This is a genomic window from Congregibacter sp. (assembly GCF_045107095.1).
Classification (GTDB): domain Bacteria; phylum Pseudomonadota; class Gammaproteobacteria; order Pseudomonadales; family Halieaceae; genus Congregibacter.
On sequence record NZ_JBGCFU010000041.1, the window covers coordinates 1 to 14,093 of the forward strand.

12 protein-coding genes and 2 tRNA genes are annotated in these 14,093 nt (G+C 54.7%); all 14 read right to left on the reverse strand.

Annotation, left to right across the window (positions count from 1 at the left end):
• Window positions 1–163: 163 nt before the first annotated feature.
• The 14 genes from AB8B76_RS07845 to folP all read right to left on the reverse strand — a co-directional run bounded on the left by AB8B76_RS07845 (window position 164) and on the right by folP (window position 14,038).
• Complete coding sequence (locus AB8B76_RS07845; RefSeq protein WP_405271475.1) at window positions 164–1,156, reverse strand: glycosyltransferase; 993 nt, start codon at window positions 1,154–1,156, stop codon at window positions 164–166.
• Between the two features lie 108 nt (window positions 1,157–1,264).
• Window positions 1,265–3,382, reverse strand: coding sequence for a polyribonucleotide nucleotidyltransferase (gene pnp / locus AB8B76_RS07850; protein WP_405271476.1), 2,118 nt, complete (start codon window positions 3,380–3,382; stop codon window positions 1,265–1,267).
• Between the two features lie 58 nt (window positions 3,383–3,440).
• Window positions 3,441–3,710, reverse strand: coding sequence for a 30S ribosomal protein S15 (gene rpsO / locus AB8B76_RS07855; RefSeq protein ID WP_008294031.1), 270 nt, complete (start codon window positions 3,708–3,710; stop codon window positions 3,441–3,443).
• Between the two features lie 165 nt (window positions 3,711–3,875).
• Window positions 3,876–4,805 (reverse strand): tRNA pseudouridine(55) synthase TruB, encoded by a 930-nt coding sequence (truB, locus tag AB8B76_RS07860; RefSeq protein ID WP_405271478.1) that lies wholly within the window; start codon window positions 4,803–4,805, stop codon window positions 3,876–3,878.
• A 2-nt stretch (window positions 4,806–4,807) separates the two neighbouring features.
• Window positions 4,808–5,266 carry a 30S ribosome-binding factor RbfA gene (gene rbfA / locus AB8B76_RS07865; RefSeq protein ID WP_405271480.1) on the reverse strand — a complete coding sequence of 153 codons (459 nt, stop codon included), beginning with the start codon at window positions 5,264–5,266 and terminating at the stop codon, window positions 4,808–4,810.
• Window positions 5,267–5,293: 27 nt separating this feature from the next.
• The gene (gene infB, locus AB8B76_RS07870) at window positions 5,294–7,930 is read right to left on the reverse strand and encodes a translation initiation factor IF-2 (RefSeq protein WP_405271482.1); all 2,637 of its coding nucleotides are present in this window, start codon (window positions 7,928–7,930) and stop codon (window positions 5,294–5,296) included.
• 55 nt (window positions 7,931–7,985) lie between these two features.
• Window positions 7,986–9,479 carry a transcription termination factor NusA gene (gene nusA / locus AB8B76_RS07875; protein ID WP_405271484.1) on the reverse strand — a complete coding sequence of 498 codons (1,494 nt, stop codon included), beginning with the start codon at window positions 9,477–9,479 and terminating at the stop codon, window positions 7,986–7,988.
• 37 nt (window positions 9,480–9,516) lie between these two features.
• Window positions 9,517–9,972 (reverse strand): ribosome maturation factor RimP, encoded by a 456-nt coding sequence (gene rimP / locus AB8B76_RS07880; RefSeq protein WP_405271485.1) that lies wholly within the window; start codon window positions 9,970–9,972, stop codon window positions 9,517–9,519.
• Window positions 9,973–10,183: 211 nt separating this feature from the next.
• Window positions 10,184–10,260 (reverse strand) — tRNA-Met (locus tag AB8B76_RS07885).
• A 165-nt stretch (window positions 10,261–10,425) separates the two neighbouring features.
• Window positions 10,426–10,511, reverse strand: a tRNA-Leu gene (locus AB8B76_RS07890).
• Between the two features lie 9 nt (window positions 10,512–10,520).
• Complete coding sequence (gene secG, locus AB8B76_RS07895) at window positions 10,521–10,970, reverse strand: preprotein translocase subunit SecG (protein WP_405271486.1); 450 nt, start codon at window positions 10,968–10,970, stop codon at window positions 10,521–10,523.
• Between the two features lie 69 nt (window positions 10,971–11,039).
• Window positions 11,040–11,780 carry a triose-phosphate isomerase gene (gene tpiA / locus AB8B76_RS07900; RefSeq protein WP_405271487.1) on the reverse strand — a complete coding sequence of 247 codons (741 nt, stop codon included), beginning with the start codon at window positions 11,778–11,780 and terminating at the stop codon, window positions 11,040–11,042.
• A 105-nt stretch (window positions 11,781–11,885) separates the two neighbouring features.
• On the reverse strand, window positions 11,886–13,241 hold the full coding sequence (gene glmM, locus AB8B76_RS07905; protein WP_405271488.1) for a phosphoglucosamine mutase: 1,356 nt from the start codon (window positions 13,239–13,241) through the stop codon (window positions 11,886–11,888).
• On the reverse strand, window positions 13,238–14,038 hold the full coding sequence (gene folP, locus AB8B76_RS07910) for a dihydropteroate synthase (protein ID WP_405271520.1): 801 nt from the start codon (window positions 14,036–14,038) through the stop codon (window positions 13,238–13,240). The genes glmM and folP overlap by 4 nt, the downstream gene beginning before the upstream one ends.
• Window positions 14,039–14,093: the final 55 nt, after the last annotated feature.

Here is a 14,093-nt window from a genome sequence, read left to right on the forward strand (position 1 = left end):
GGCAAGATCATGCGGCGCATCTTGCGCAAAATTGCGGAGAACGAGCTGGATAGCCTTGGGGACACATCGACTCTTGCAGACCCCAGTGTGGTCGACGAACTAATCAGTAACCGCGACGCCTAAACGATCTGAGCCCTGTCGGCTTCAACAACCTGAAGCCGACTTACGCGCTAAGAAACTCTATGTTACGTCGGATGGTTTCGTCGGTCTGAGGGCCCATACCCCCAAGAGAAAGGCACTCTTTTAACAACTGGGCACCACGGGATTTGTCCCCGCTGCGAACGGCGAGATTCGCAAGATTTAGACATAACGAAGCTGTCCTGTGGCCTTCATCGTAGAGGCGACGATAGAGGTCCTGAGCTTCACCATAGTTTCCACCGCGATAGGCCGCCTCTGCCGCACCTTCCAGACTGCGCAAAGGTTCATATCCCAGCTCTGCTGCGCGACGGAAATAACTAGCGGCCTTCGCGTAATCCTTTGACGCATTCAAAGCTGTAGAACCCGCGATACCGTAAATTCGACCATCGTCACGCTTCTCCAACAACCGGTCCATAAGGACGAGGTACCGACTAGCTCGCTCAAGACGCGAACGAGCAGGATTTGCATCAACATAGTGATGAATAGGCAGATCTAAAGTGCCTCTGGCAGGTCCTGAGATAGTTCCATCCACAATTTCATGAATACTGCCCTCGTAACCTATAGATTGGTTACGACGGAAGAGGCGAAGAATAGGATTCTCCGTGTAGCCGGCCCAGGGCCCCGACCATTCATCCGGCTCAGTTACCGCAATCCAGTTTAACTGTAGCTCTTCGTCGCTATAGTTACGCTGGACCAGGTAAAACCCGTCAAACTCAGAAGTCGACATCGCCTCTCTGAGCTTAGGATAGTCCTCAGCGGCGATGCGCTCATCTGCGTCGAGCACCAAAATCCAGTCTCCCGAGGCTGCGGCGAGTCCGGTATTTCTCGCGGCAGAGAAATCGTCAATCCATTCAAAATCCAGAACTTTATCTGCGTAGCGCTCAGCAATCTTCCGAGTGCCGTCAGTGGAACCCGTATCCACCACTACAACCTCATCAACAAAGGGCGCTGCTGATGCGAGGCACTCCTCAATAAAGAACGCTTCGTCTTTTACGATCATGCACAGAGAAAGACGCATAGATTTAAACCGGCTACCTAATCACTCAACAGGAACGCAACTATAAAACACGGGCCATAAAAAAGGGCGCCTAAGCGCCCTTTGATACAGCTGCTTAACCTAAATCGATTAGGCGTCGCCCGCTTCTTCTGCCGGTGCAGCATCGTCTTCAAGAAGTTCCTTGATAGACAGCTTAATACGACCACGCTGATCCACATCCAAAACCTTAACGCGCACTTCCTCACCTTCAGTCAGGTGATCAGATACGTTTTCTACGCGCTCGTTAGCGATCTGGGAGATGTGTAGCAGTCCGTCCTTACCCGGGAGGATGTTTACGAATGCGCCGAAATCGACGATACGCTCAACCTTACCGGTGTAAATAGCACCTACTTCAGCTTCTGCAGTGATCTCTTCGATCATCGCTACCGCCTTATCGCGGGAGGCCTGATCCTGACCGAATACGCGTACGGTGCCGTCATCTTCAATATCCACAGTGGCACCCGAATTCTCGGTGATGGAACGAATCATCGCACCACCCTTACCAATGATGTCGCGGATCTTGTCGGAATCAACCTTCAGAGTCACCATGCTCGGAGCGTTCTCAGAAGTCACTTCCCGCGGCGCTGCAAGCACTGCATTCATCTGACCAAGAATGTGCAAGCGAGCTTGCATGGCCTGCTCGAGGGCAATCTCCATGATCTGCTCGGTGATGCCTTCGATCTTGATATCCATCTGCAGGGCGGTAACACCTTCAGCGGTACCGGCTACCTTAAAGTCCATGTCACCCAGGTGATCTTCGTCGCCCAGGATGTCCGTGAGAACAGCAAACTGATTGCCTTCCTTCACTAGACCCATGGCAATACCCGCAACAGGCGCCTTCAGAGGCACACCCGCGGTCATCATGGCGAGAGAGCCTACACATACCGACGCCATAGAGCTGGAGCCGTTGGACTCTGTAATTTCTGACACAACGCGGATCGTGTAGGGGAATTCTTCCAGGTTAGGAAGAACTGCCGCCAGACCGCGACGCGCCAAACGACCGTGACCGATTTCGCGGCGACTGGTAAAGCCAACACGACCAGCCTCACCTACAGAGTAGGGAGGGAAATTGTAATGCAGCATGAACGGATCACGACGTTCGCCTTCCAGCGCGTCAATGATCTGAGAGTCGCGGGTAGAACCCAGCGTTACAGCGCCAATAGCCTGAGTTTCGCCACGGGTAAACAGTGCTGAACCGTGGGCTTTGGCCAGTACGTCTACTTCGCAAGCGATTTGGCGTACGGTGCGCGTGTCGCGACCATCAATGCGCGGCTCGCCGGCGATGATGCGGTTACGTACCAGGGACTTCTCGACCTTCTTGAAGTACTCCTTAACCAGGTCAGCGCTAGGGCCACCTTCGATAGCAAGCTCTGCAACGCAAGCCTCACGGATCTCTCCGACGCGCGCGTAGCGCTCAGCCTTGTCGGTAATACGATAAGCCTCACCAAGATCGGCTTTTGCTTTCTCTTCAACCGAGCTGAAAAGCGCTTCGTCGATAGCGGGTGCCTGCCAGTCCCAGCTAGGCTTACCAGCTTCTGCAGCCAGCTCCTGAACCGCTTTGATAACGACCTGCATTTCCTGGTGCGCAAACAAAACCGCACCCAGCATCTGATCTTCGGTCAGCTGATCCGCCTGAGACTCAACCATAAGTACGGCGTCCTGGGTTCCCGCAACAACCATCTCAAGCTTGCTCTCGGGCAGCTGGTCATAAGTTGGGTTCAGGATGTAACCCTCAGCGTCGTTAAATCCGACACGCGCTGCACCAATAGGTCCATTGAAAGGACAGCCAGAGATCGCGAGAGCTGCTGAAGTACCAATCATTGCAGGGATATCGGGATCAATATGCTTGTCGGCAGACATCACAGTACAGATAACCTGCACTTCGTTCATAAAGCCGTCAGCGAACAGCGGGCGAATGGGCCGATCAATCAATCGAGATGTCAGTGTCTCTTTTTCGCTGGGGCGTGCTTCACGCTTAAAAAAACCGCCGGGGATCTTACCCACAGAATAAGCTTTCTCGGTGTAGTGCACGGCCAGAGGGAAGAAGTCACGACCTTCGCGAGCAGTCTTCTCGGCAACAACGGTTACCAACACACTCGTGTTTTCAACGGTAACAAGAACGGCGCCGGTCGCCTGACGGGCGATGCGGCCTGTTTCCAGCGTGACGGTTTGGCCGCCATACTGAAAGGTTTTAGTAACTGGGTTCACAATTTTTCTCCAATTCAAAATAAAACGACCGGAGCCCATGCCCCGGTCGCGTCAGCGATTATCGGCGTAGGCCGAGTCGCTTAATCAATTCAGCGTAACGCGCTGAATCTTTTCGCTTGAGGTAATCCAGCAAGTTTCTACGCTGATTAACCATGCGGATGAGGCCCCGTCGAGAATGGTGATCCTGTTTGTGGGACTCAAAGTGATCGCGAAGCTGCTCTATGTTTGCTGTGAGCAGGGCTACCTGTACTTCCGGGGAGCCGGTATCACCTTCGCTTTGCTGATAGTCACGGACGATTTCCGCTTTGCGTTCTGCGTTTAAAGCCATTTCAATTTCCTTGTAATAATCTGCTCTGGCACCCCTTTGGCCGGGTTTCTCATCAAAGAGAAACACCGTTACCCATTGGTAACCAACTAAAAAAAGAGCCTGCCCGTGCAGATTGACAGCCAGGTTCTCGTCAACGTCCGCAGAAATCACTCTAGTTTTAGAGCGTTATCCACCGCTGACAACCAGTCGACGGGGCGCCACGCGCCCGTCGTCCAGAATTTCTCCAAGCCCCAGAAACTCACCGGTCTCCAAAGCGACGCGCACCATACCATCACAGGGCGCATTTGGCACTAGCACCGGCTGCCCCTGACGGAGGTAAAATCCACTGGATTCAGGAAGTTTCAATAGGGGCATATGCGCCACGGCGGTATCTGTGGGCTTTAAAAACGCGTCCATTCCTGCGATATCTTGCTTCCCATGAAGTGCCTCCAGGGCCCCCATAGTTACGCACTCGGCGAGTTCAAAAGGACCTGCCTTGATACGGCGTAGTGCTGAAACATGGCCGCCGACACCCAATAGCGCGCCTAAATCCATAGCGAGGGAGCGTACATAGGTACCCTTGCTACACAAAATACGCACATCAAGCTCTGCGCAGACACCGGGGCGAAATGCCAGAACCTCCAAAGCCATCACGGTCACAGGCCGAGGCTCACGCTCTACTTCAATGCCGGCCCTGGCTAACTTATAAAGCGGCTGGCCATCTCGCTTAAGCGCTGAGTACATCGGCGGAAGCTGTTCAATAGGGCCACGAAAATTGTCCAGCGCTTGCTCAAGCTGCGTTAAATCCAGCGCTGAAGCGTCAGACTCCTCGATGGCTTCTCCCTCGGAATCACCTGTGTCAGTACTCTGGCCGAGACGAAAGGTACTGTCGTAGCCCTTATCGGCATCAAGCAGGTATTGAGAAAACTTGGTCGCCTCGCCAAAACACAGCGGTAGCACGCCCGTAGCAAGTGGATCGAGACTACCCGTGTGTCCGGCTTTTGCAGCAGTAAACAGCCACTTGGTACGCTGCAAAGCCTGGTTCGAGCTCATGCCCATCGGTTTATCGAGAAGAAGGATGCCAGAGATAGCTCTACCGCGGCGCCGTCGCGCCATGACTATTGCGCCTCGCCCTGATCGTCGGAGCCTTCATGCCCATGAAAGCCGTCATGCTCATGGGATGACTCAGCTTCACGCTCGACATCCGCGTAGCGACGGTCATCTGCTGAACGTGCGCGACTGATCAAAGCTTCAAGATCTCGCCCGCGCCCAACACTGCTATCAAAGAAAAAACGTAGCTTAGGAACGCTTCGCATAGATGCGTCCCTAGCCAGGGCTGACCGCAAAAAGCCTGCGGCTTTATTGAGAACGTCCGTACAAGGCTTCGCTTCCTCGGCAGTGTCCGAACCCAATAGAGTGAAGTGTACTTTAGCGTGGGAGATATCCCTGCTTACATCGACAGCCGTAATACTCACCATGCCCAAACGAGGATCACGCACTTCCCGTTGAATAATCAGCGCAAGTTCGCGACGCAGGTAATCACCTACTCGCTCTGTCCGACTAAACTCTTTGGCCATGGTGTTGAAAGTAGCGAAAGCAGCCCCTTAGAGGCTGCGCGCTATCTCTCGAACCTCAAAGACTTCGATCTGATCGCCTACCTTCACGTCGGTGTAATTCTTAACGCCGATACCACACTCGACGCCGTTTCGAACCTCATTGGCATCGTCTTTAAATCGACGCAGCGATTCGAGTTCGCCCTGGTAGATAACGACGTTGTCGCGGAGAACGCGAATAGGCTTGGAGCGATAAACCGTGCCTTCGGTGACCATGCAACCAGCAATCTGTCCGAACTTCGGAGACCGGAATACATCCCGCACTTCGGCGATACCTACGATCTCTTCGCGCATTTCTGGCGGCAACATGCCCGACAAGGCCTGCTTCACGTCATCAATCAAATCGTAAATAACGTTGTAGTAACGCAGATCAACACCTTCAGCTTCGACCAAACGCCGCGCAGAAGCATCCGCTCGAACATTAAAGCCAAACACAACCGCTTCAGAGGTCATCGCCAGATTGATATCAGTTTCGGCGATTCCGCCCACGCCACCGGAAACGATATTGACCTGAACTTCGTCGTTACCCAGTTCCAGAAGTGCTGTTTGCAGCGCCTCTAGAGAACCGCGAACGTCAGCCTTAACCACAACGTTGAGCGTCTTCTTCTCGCCGGCCGTCATGCTCTCGAACATATTATCCAGCTTCGCAGCCTGTTGACGCTGTAGCTTGCTGTCGCGCACCTTCTCCTGTCGGGAGTCCGCAAGTTCTCGTGCGCGCTTCTCATTCTCAAGCACCGCAAACTGGTCTCCAGCATCCGGCGTTCCATCAAGACCCAGGATCTCTACAGGAATGCTCGGCCCAGCTTCTTCAATGGGCTGACCGTTTTCATCGAGCATGGCTCGAACACGACCGTAGTGCAGTCCCGCAAGACAGATATCGCCTTGACGTAACGTACCGCTCTGGATCAGCAGCGTTGTTACCGGACCGCGCCCCTTGTCCAAACGGGACTCGATGACAATACCCTGAGCAGGGACGTCCCGGGGAGCCTGCAGTTCAAGAAGCTCTGCCTGCAACAAAATAGCATCCAGAAGAGCGTCAACGCCGTCACCGGTTAATGCCGACACAGGAATGAACTGATATTCGCCACCCCATTCTTCAGGAATGACTTCCTGAGCGGCGAGCTCGTTCTTCACGCGATCTGGGTCAGCACCCTCTTTGTCCATTTTGTTCACAGCAACAATCAGAGGAACTTCCGCTGCCTTCGCATGCTGAACCGCCTCGATGGTCTGGGGCATCACACCGTCATCGGCTGCTACTACAAGAATCACGATATCCGTGCTCTTCGCACCGCGAGCACGCATTGCGGTAAACGCCGCGTGTCCCGGAGTATCCAGGAAGGAGATCATTCCGTGATCTGTATCTACGTGATAGGCGCCAATATGCTGGGTAATACCGCCAGCCTCGCCAGACGCCACCTTAGCTTTACGAATGTAATCCAAAAGGGAAGTCTTACCGTGATCAACGTGACCCATCACAGTCACCACTGGCGCTCTCGACTCCAGCTCACCCTCGTGCATGGATAGCGCTTCGCTGAGATTATCCTCGAGCGCGTCCGCACTAATCAGTTTCACGGAGTGCCCTAACTCTTCAATCACAAGGGTCGCAGTATCCTGGTCGATCATCTGGTTGATGGTGGCCATGACACCCAACTTCATCAATTCCTTGATCACCGCGCCAGACTTCACAGACATCTGCTGCGCAAGACCACCAACAGAAATCATGTCCGCCAGCTCTACTTCGTAAACCTTCTTCGCTGTGGGCATCTCGAATCCGTGCTTGCCATGCTCTTCGTGCGTGGACTTACCTTTACGGCGGCCACCGCGACGACGAGGGCCACCAGATTCTGCGGCCTCCAGATCGGAGAGCGACAAATTGTGGCCTCGATGCTTTCCGCGACCCAGGGGCTCGGAACCCACCCGGCCGCGGGACTTCTTCTTCCGGGGTTCTTCACGACCAGGTGCCGCAGGAGCGTCATGGAGACGCTTGGGCTTGCGAGCGATATCACCGCTTGGGGCTGAGCGTGGTGCAGGGGCAGCCTCCGCAGCTTTGCGCTCTTCCTCAGCCTTACGAGCTGCTATTGCAGCCGCGCGGGCCTCCGCTTCCTCGGCTTCCTGCTTCTTACGGCGCGCTGCTGCACGTTGACGCAATACCTCGGGATCAAGGTCTTTTTCATCTTCAGGCTCGGGCTCGGGTTCCGGCTCGGGCGCAACAGGTTCCGGCTCGGGCGCTGCTACTACTTCCGGCTCCACCGCTTCCTCTACAACGGGTTCTTCTACGAGATCGTCCAGGGCCGCTGCTGGCGTATCCGCTGCATCTTCCTCAAGGACATCTCGCTTCACGTAGGTGCGCTTCTTACGCACTTCCACGTTAACGGTCTTCTTGCCCTGGGAACCGCCAGCACCGCGCAAGGTGCTAATAGTCTTGCGCTTTAAGGTGATGCGCTTGGGCGCAGCCGTGGACTCACCATGGCTTGCCTTAAGGAACGCCAGCAGCGTCTGCTTGTCCTCATCAGACACGGCTTGTTCTGCCGCACTATGAGGCAAACCCGCATCTTTCATTTGCGCCAGTAAGCGCTCTACCGGTGCGCCGACTGTTTCTGCCAGTTGTTCTACTGTTACCTGCGCCATCGCGCTGTCTCCCTTGTGACCCGTTTACCCTGCTTTACTACTACCAGAGGGTTAATCAGGCCGACTCTTCCTCGAACCACGGTGCGCGAGCGGTCATGATCAGCTCACCAGCACGCTCTTCGGTCATATCTTCGATGTCCATCAACTCGTCGACACCCTGCTCTGCAAGATCTTCCATCGTCACGATGCCGCGACTAGAGAGAATAAATGCGAGGTGACGATCCATGCCCTCCATAGTCAGCAGATCTTCTGCTGGCTCCTGGGCGCCAAGCTCTTCTTCCGAGGCGATCGCCAATGTCAGCAAAGCGTCCTTCGCGCGAGCGCGAAGCTCTTCCGCTATGTCTTCGTCAAAACCATCAATGGACGTCATTTCTTCCAGCGGGACGTAAGCCACTTCTTCCAGTGTGGTGAAGCCCTCGTCAACCAAAATTCCCGCAACGTCTTCATCGACATCGAGCTTGTCCATAAAGGTCTGAATAACCTGGCCGGCCTCGGCTTCCTGCTTCTCGAGCGCTTCGTCAACACTCATAACGTTGATCGTCCAGGCAGTGAGCTCGCTCGCGAGACGTACGTTCTGGCCAGCTCGGCCAATAGCCTGCGCGAGATTGTCCTCAGCTACAGCAACATCCATGGTGCCGTTTTCTTCGTCTACAACAATGGACTCCACTTCCGCAGGCGACATCGCGTTGATCACCAGCTGCGCGGGGTTGTCGTCCCAAAGCACGATATCAACGCGCTCGTTATCCAGTTCGTTAGAGACCGCTTGCACTCGAGATCCGCGCATTCCGACACAGGCACCCACAGGATCGATACGCTGGTCATTGGTCTTAACCGCAATCTTTGCTCGAGACCCAGGATCACGAGCCGCACTGCGAATTTGAATCACTTCCTCGGAAATCTCAGGCACCTCGATCTTAAACAGTTCGATGAGCATTTCCGGACAAGCGCGGCTGAGAATCAGCTGCGGCCCACGAGTCTCTGTGCTAATTTCCTTGAGAATGGCGCGTACGCGATCGTTGATGCGGAAAGTCTCCCGCCCCACCAACTGCTCTCGTGGCAGCAAACCTTCAGCGTTGTTACCAAGATCCACAATCACGTTGTCACGAGTCACCTTCTTGACCGTGCCGGCAACCAACTCGCCTACACGACTCTCGTATTGCTCAACAACCTGAGCGCGCTCCGCATCACGGACCTTCTGAACAATTACTTGCTTCGCAGTCTGGGCGGCGATGCGTCCAAATCCGACGTTCTCAACCTGTTCCTCATGCACGTCACCCGGCTTGAGGGACTCGTCCTGCTCAATAGCTTCTTCCGTGGTGAACTGCGTTCCCAGCAGTGCAAGCTCATCATCAGGCACAACCAGCCATCGGCGCACGGTCTCGTAGTCACCGGTTTCACGATCAATAGTGACTTCAATATCGGCGTCTTCGTCGTAACGCTTCTTGGTGGCCATGGCCAGCGCGGACTCTATCGCTTCAAAGATGATGTCTTCGGACACACCTTTCTCATTGGATACCGCTTCCGCTACCAGCAATATTTCTTTTGTCATCGTTCTAAAGCCTCGTAACAACAACCTCAGGGGTTGCTCAAATACGCAGTGTCAGCTGCGCCCGGTCCACGTCGCCGTAAGGCAACAGATACTCGTGGTCATCCACAAGCAACACAATATCGTCGTCTTCTATGCCCCTAAGAATGCCCTTGAACTTGCGACGTCCTTCGAAGGGACTGCGTAAACGCAGTTCTACTTCCTGACCCACATACGCCAGGTATTGCTCCAACCGAAACAAACGGCGATCAACACCGGGAGACGACACTTCAAGCGTGTACTCGCCGCCTATGGGCTCTTCAACATCAAGCACCGCGCCAACCTGCTCACTCACTGCTGCGCAATCAGTGACCTGCACACCGTTTTCAGACTCTATATACAGTCTTAAAACACTGTGCTTGCCCTGAATAAGGAACTCCGTTCCCCAAAGCTCAAAGCCTAATGCTTCTACCGTAGGCGCTAGCAATGCCTGCAGCTTGTTTTCTCGTGCACTCATCGCCAGCCTCCTATTATCCGGTCAAACTTACTGTTTACATCTATCACTGGCTTCGCTGGCAGCAGGACCGGCACATCCGCAAGCCCCGCACATCCGCCGGACCCACACAAAAGCCGGGCCCATACAAAAGCCAAGCCAATAAAAAAGCCCCATAAGGGGCTTTTTTATTCACACCGTCGGTCTTTGGAGCTAACGGTGTACTTGATAGTGTTGGTAGCGGGGGCCGGATTTGAACCGACGACCTTCGGGTTATGAGCCCGACGAGCTACCAGGCTGCTCCACCCCGCATCAAAACTTTTCTCTGCGAACCGAAAATTTCTTCGACTCGCGGGACACTCCCTTAAGCTGCCCCCGTGAGAGGCCGCGTATTATAGGTGCGGCCAACACGTCACGCAAGCTCAACGGAGCCCGCATTTGCCAGTAATGAAAATAAGTTCATCCTGGACTTCTTTGTGGTGCCGAAGGGGGGACTTGAACCCCCACGCGCATAGCGCACTACCCCCTCAAGATAGCGTGTCTACCAATTCCACCACTTCGGCATATCTCTCTTAAGACTGCGGGATATCCTCAGACGCAGCCTCAACTTCCGCTTCGAACCCATCAGCACTCATTGACGGCATGCTGTCATCTAGTACTGGAAGATCGCCCTCATTCACCGGGAGCGTATCATCCACAGCTTCGATGTCCGCGTCCAGTGTCGCGGGCGCGGAATTTGTCGGAACGGGGATCACAAACTCATCTACCGTCGCCGTTTTGTTCTTTGCAATAACTGCCAAACCAAAGCTTGTCACAAAAAACAGAGTGACCATCCATGCCGTGGCACGAGTCAGAACATTGCCACTGCCGGTACTGCCAAAAACAGTCTGGGATGCTCCAGCGCCGAAAGATGCACCTGCATCGGCGCCCTTACCCTGCTGAAGGATGATCAGACCGATAATCGCCAGTGACAGCAACAAATGCGTCACCAGTACCAGCTGTTCAATCAATTGCGCACTCATTTCCTAAAACCTCATTGCAGCGGCGCTAACCCCACCCCTGCTGTTGTATTGTCTCTACCTACGCCGCACCTACGCCGCACTTACAATGGCTGCGAAGGCTTGCGCATCAAGAGATGCCCCGCCCACTAGCGCACCATCAATATCCGTTTGGGCAAACAGCTCCGCCGCGTTACCCGCCTTAACACTACCTCCGTAGAGGAGCCGCAAAGCATCGGCATTTGCGGCATCAAATTCACGCAATACACTCCGAATAAACGCGTGCATGTCTTGCGCCTGCTCTGGTGTAGCAGTTAATCCTGTCCCTATGGCCCACACAGGCTCATAAGCAATCGCCAATCCGTTGAGATCGGACAAATCACTCAAAGCGCCCAACAACTGCGCCTTGACGACGTGTTCCGCCGTCCCGGCTTCGCGCTGCTCCTGCGTTTCGCCAACGCACAACACAGGCGTTAAACCGGCCCGCTGCGCTATCGTCAGCTTCGCCGCAAGCAAAGCGTCCGACTCCTGATGATACTGTCGTCGCTCCGAATGGCCCACTATTACCCATTCACAACCGCAATCGCGAAGCATCTCTGCCGACACTTCACCGGTATAAGCGCCTTCGTCAATATGACTGCAATCCTGCGCACCCAACATGACATCACTGGATTCCAGTAACTGTGCGACCTGCCCCAGATAAACAGAGGGCGGACACAGAACACAAGCAGCTCGATGTTCTTTTAACAGTGTCAAAAATTCGCGGACAAGGGCCTGATTAAAAGTGCCTTTACCGTGCATTTTCCAGTTAGCAATGACCAGCGGCTGTCGCATAACTACAAGCTCCGCGTCGCGAGGGCGCGCAATACTACCCAAGCTGTCTGCTGGGGGCAAGAAAAGACGTTGGCTTTCATAATGATCCGAGTCTGGGCAACGCTCTCAGGCAGCCGCCATAAGACCCTCAACCGTCTGCGCAAGGGAACGACAAAGCCGCTCAACCTGCTCAGCATCCCGCCCCTCAATCATTACTCGAATAACGGGCTCCGTGCCCGAAGGGCGCAAAAGCACGCGACCACTGTCGCCGAGCTCTTCCTCCACCTGGCCGATGGCTTTTGTCACCGCTGGCTGCGAATCAACGCTGACACCGGGGCTCACTCGCACGTTAATCATGGTCTGAGGGAGTAACGGAACAGCGGCCAAAACTTCGCGCAAGCTTTGCCCGGCGCTTTGCAAGGCCCTGAGTACCTGTAAAGACGAAACAATACCGTCACCGGTCGTTGTCACATCCGAGCAGATAATGTGGCCGGAAGACTCTCCACCCAGATGCCAAGATTGCGCTTCCATCATCTCGCGCACATACCGATCGCCTACCTGCGCTCGGACGAACTGCAGCCCTTCAGCGCGTAACGCTAGTTCGAGGCCAAGATTCGACATCAAAGTTCCGACCACTCCGGTATCAGAGCTTCCTTCGCGCAATCGATGCATAGCGATCACGTAGAGCAGTTGGTCACCGTCTACCGTTTCGCCCTGATCATCAACAAACAACACGCGGTCACCGTCGCCGTCGTAAGCAATGCCAAGGTCGCAATTGTTTTCTCGAACAGTCTCCGAAAGGGTACCCATATGGGTGGAACCCACGCCCTCGTTAATATTAAAGCCATCGGGAGAGATACCGATGGGAATCACCTGCGCGCCCAACTCTGACAATACGCTGGGTGCAATGTGGTAGGTCGCGCCGTGAGCGCAATCCATGGCGATTTTCAGTCCGCGCAGACTAAAACCCTCAGGAACCGTCGACTTGCAGAACTCAATGTAACGACCAGCCGCATCGACCACTCGCTGCACCTTGCCGATGTCGTGTGACTCCACACAGCTCAGCGGAAGGTCTAGTTCGGCCTCAATGGCCAGCTCAACCTCATCAGGCAGCTTTGAACCGCTGGCAGAAAAAAACTTAATGCCATTGTCAAAGTAAGGGTTGTGAGACGCACTGATCACAATGCCTGCGTCCGCATTTTGAGTACGTGTCATTAAAGCAACTGCGGGGGTAGGCATCGGGCCCAAGAGCTTTACATCAACACCCGCCGCCACCAAACCCGCTTCCAGAGCAGACTCGAACATGTATCCAGACACTCGCGTGTCCTTTCCAATGATGACGCTACATCGCCCCTGGCTACCCATGAGCCGGGTAAACACTCGACCGCAGGCCCAGCCCAGTTTAAGCACGAAGTCCGGCGTGATCGGGGACTCACCCACCAACCCGCGTATGCCATCAGTGCCAAAGTAACGTTTCTTCATAGAGTCTGGACATCCTTCACTGCCTGGAGTATTCGCAAAACATCGGCGGTTTCCGCGACGTCATGGACGCGCAAAATGGCTGCGCCATGCTGCGCGGCAAGCATCGCCAATGCAAGGCTTCCCGGGAGCCGACTGTCGAGCTCGCGGCCGGTTAGTTTAGCAATGAGGGACTTCCGTGATAAGCCTGCCATCAACGGAAAGCCCAGCGAACTAAGCCGTGCAAGCTGAGATAGCAGGACAAGATTATGCTCAAGTGTTTTCCCAAAACCGAAGCCCGGATCAACAACGATTTGTGTTTGCTCAAGGCCAGCGCTGATGCAGGCGTTCGCTCTGTCTCCAAGAAACTCCGTAACTTCCCTCACTACATCGCGATAAGCGGGGGCGTTCTGCATTGTCTCAGGCGCTCCTTGCATATGCATAAGACACACGGGCAAGCCCAAATCTGCAGCGGTATCCAAGGCGCCATCTCGCTGCAGCGCTCTCACGTCGTTGATCAAGCCAGCTCCCACGGATGCAGCTGCACGCATGACAGCCGGCGTACTGCTATCCAGAGACAATACGGCATCAACCTCGGCGCGCAGGACCTCAAACACGGGCAGAACTCGATCCAGTTCCTGTTGTTCAGATACCACTGCAGCACCCGGCCGCGTCGACTCACCACCGATATCGAGAATACGGGCTCCGGCATCTACCATCGCTACGGCCTGACGCCTTAGCCCATCGAGGTCAGGGCGACCGCCATCCATCCAGCGACCACCGTCAGAAAAGGAATCAGGAGTTACGTTAAGAACCCCCATGACAATGGGGGAGGAAAGATCAAGAACCGTACCGGCGCAACTGAGAGTAGCACCG

Coding starts and splice junctions, on each gene's coding strand:
- AB8B76_RS07845 (WP_405271475.1), bottom strand. CDS start 1,156: ATGCGTCTTTCTCTGTGCATGATCGTAAAAGACGAAGCGTTCTTTATT.
- rpsO (WP_008294031.1), bottom strand. CDS start 3,710: ATGGCTTTAAACGCAGAACGCAAAGCGGAAATCGTCCGTGACTATCAG.
- truB (WP_405271478.1), bottom strand. CDS start 4,805: ATGGCGCGACGGCGCCGCGGTAGAGCTATCTCTGGCATCCTTCTTCTC.
- rbfA (WP_405271480.1), bottom strand. CDS start 5,266: ATGGCCAAAGAGTTTAGTCGGACAGAGCGAGTAGGTGATTACCTGCGT.
- infB (WP_405271482.1), bottom strand. CDS start 7,930: ATGGCGCAGGTAACAGTAGAACAACTGGCAGAAACAGTCGGCGCACCG.
- nusA (WP_405271484.1), bottom strand. CDS start 9,479: ATGACAAAAGAAATATTGCTGGTAGCGGAAGCGGTATCCAATGAGAAA.
- rimP (WP_405271485.1), bottom strand. CDS start 9,972: ATGAGTGCACGAGAAAACAAGCTGCAGGCATTGCTAGCGCCTACGGTA.
- secG (WP_405271486.1), bottom strand. CDS start 10,970: ATGAGTGCGCAATTGATTGAACAGCTGGTACTGGTGACGCATTTGTTG.
- tpiA (WP_405271487.1), bottom strand. CDS start 11,780: ATGCGACAGCCGCTGGTCATTGCTAACTGGAAAATGCACGGTAAAGGC.
- glmM (WP_405271488.1), bottom strand. CDS start 13,241: ATGAAGAAACGTTACTTTGGCACTGATGGCATACGCGGGTTGGTGGGT.
- folP (WP_405271520.1), bottom strand. CDS start 14,038: ATGGGGGTTCTTAACGTAACTCCTGATTCCTTTTCTGACGGTGGTCGC.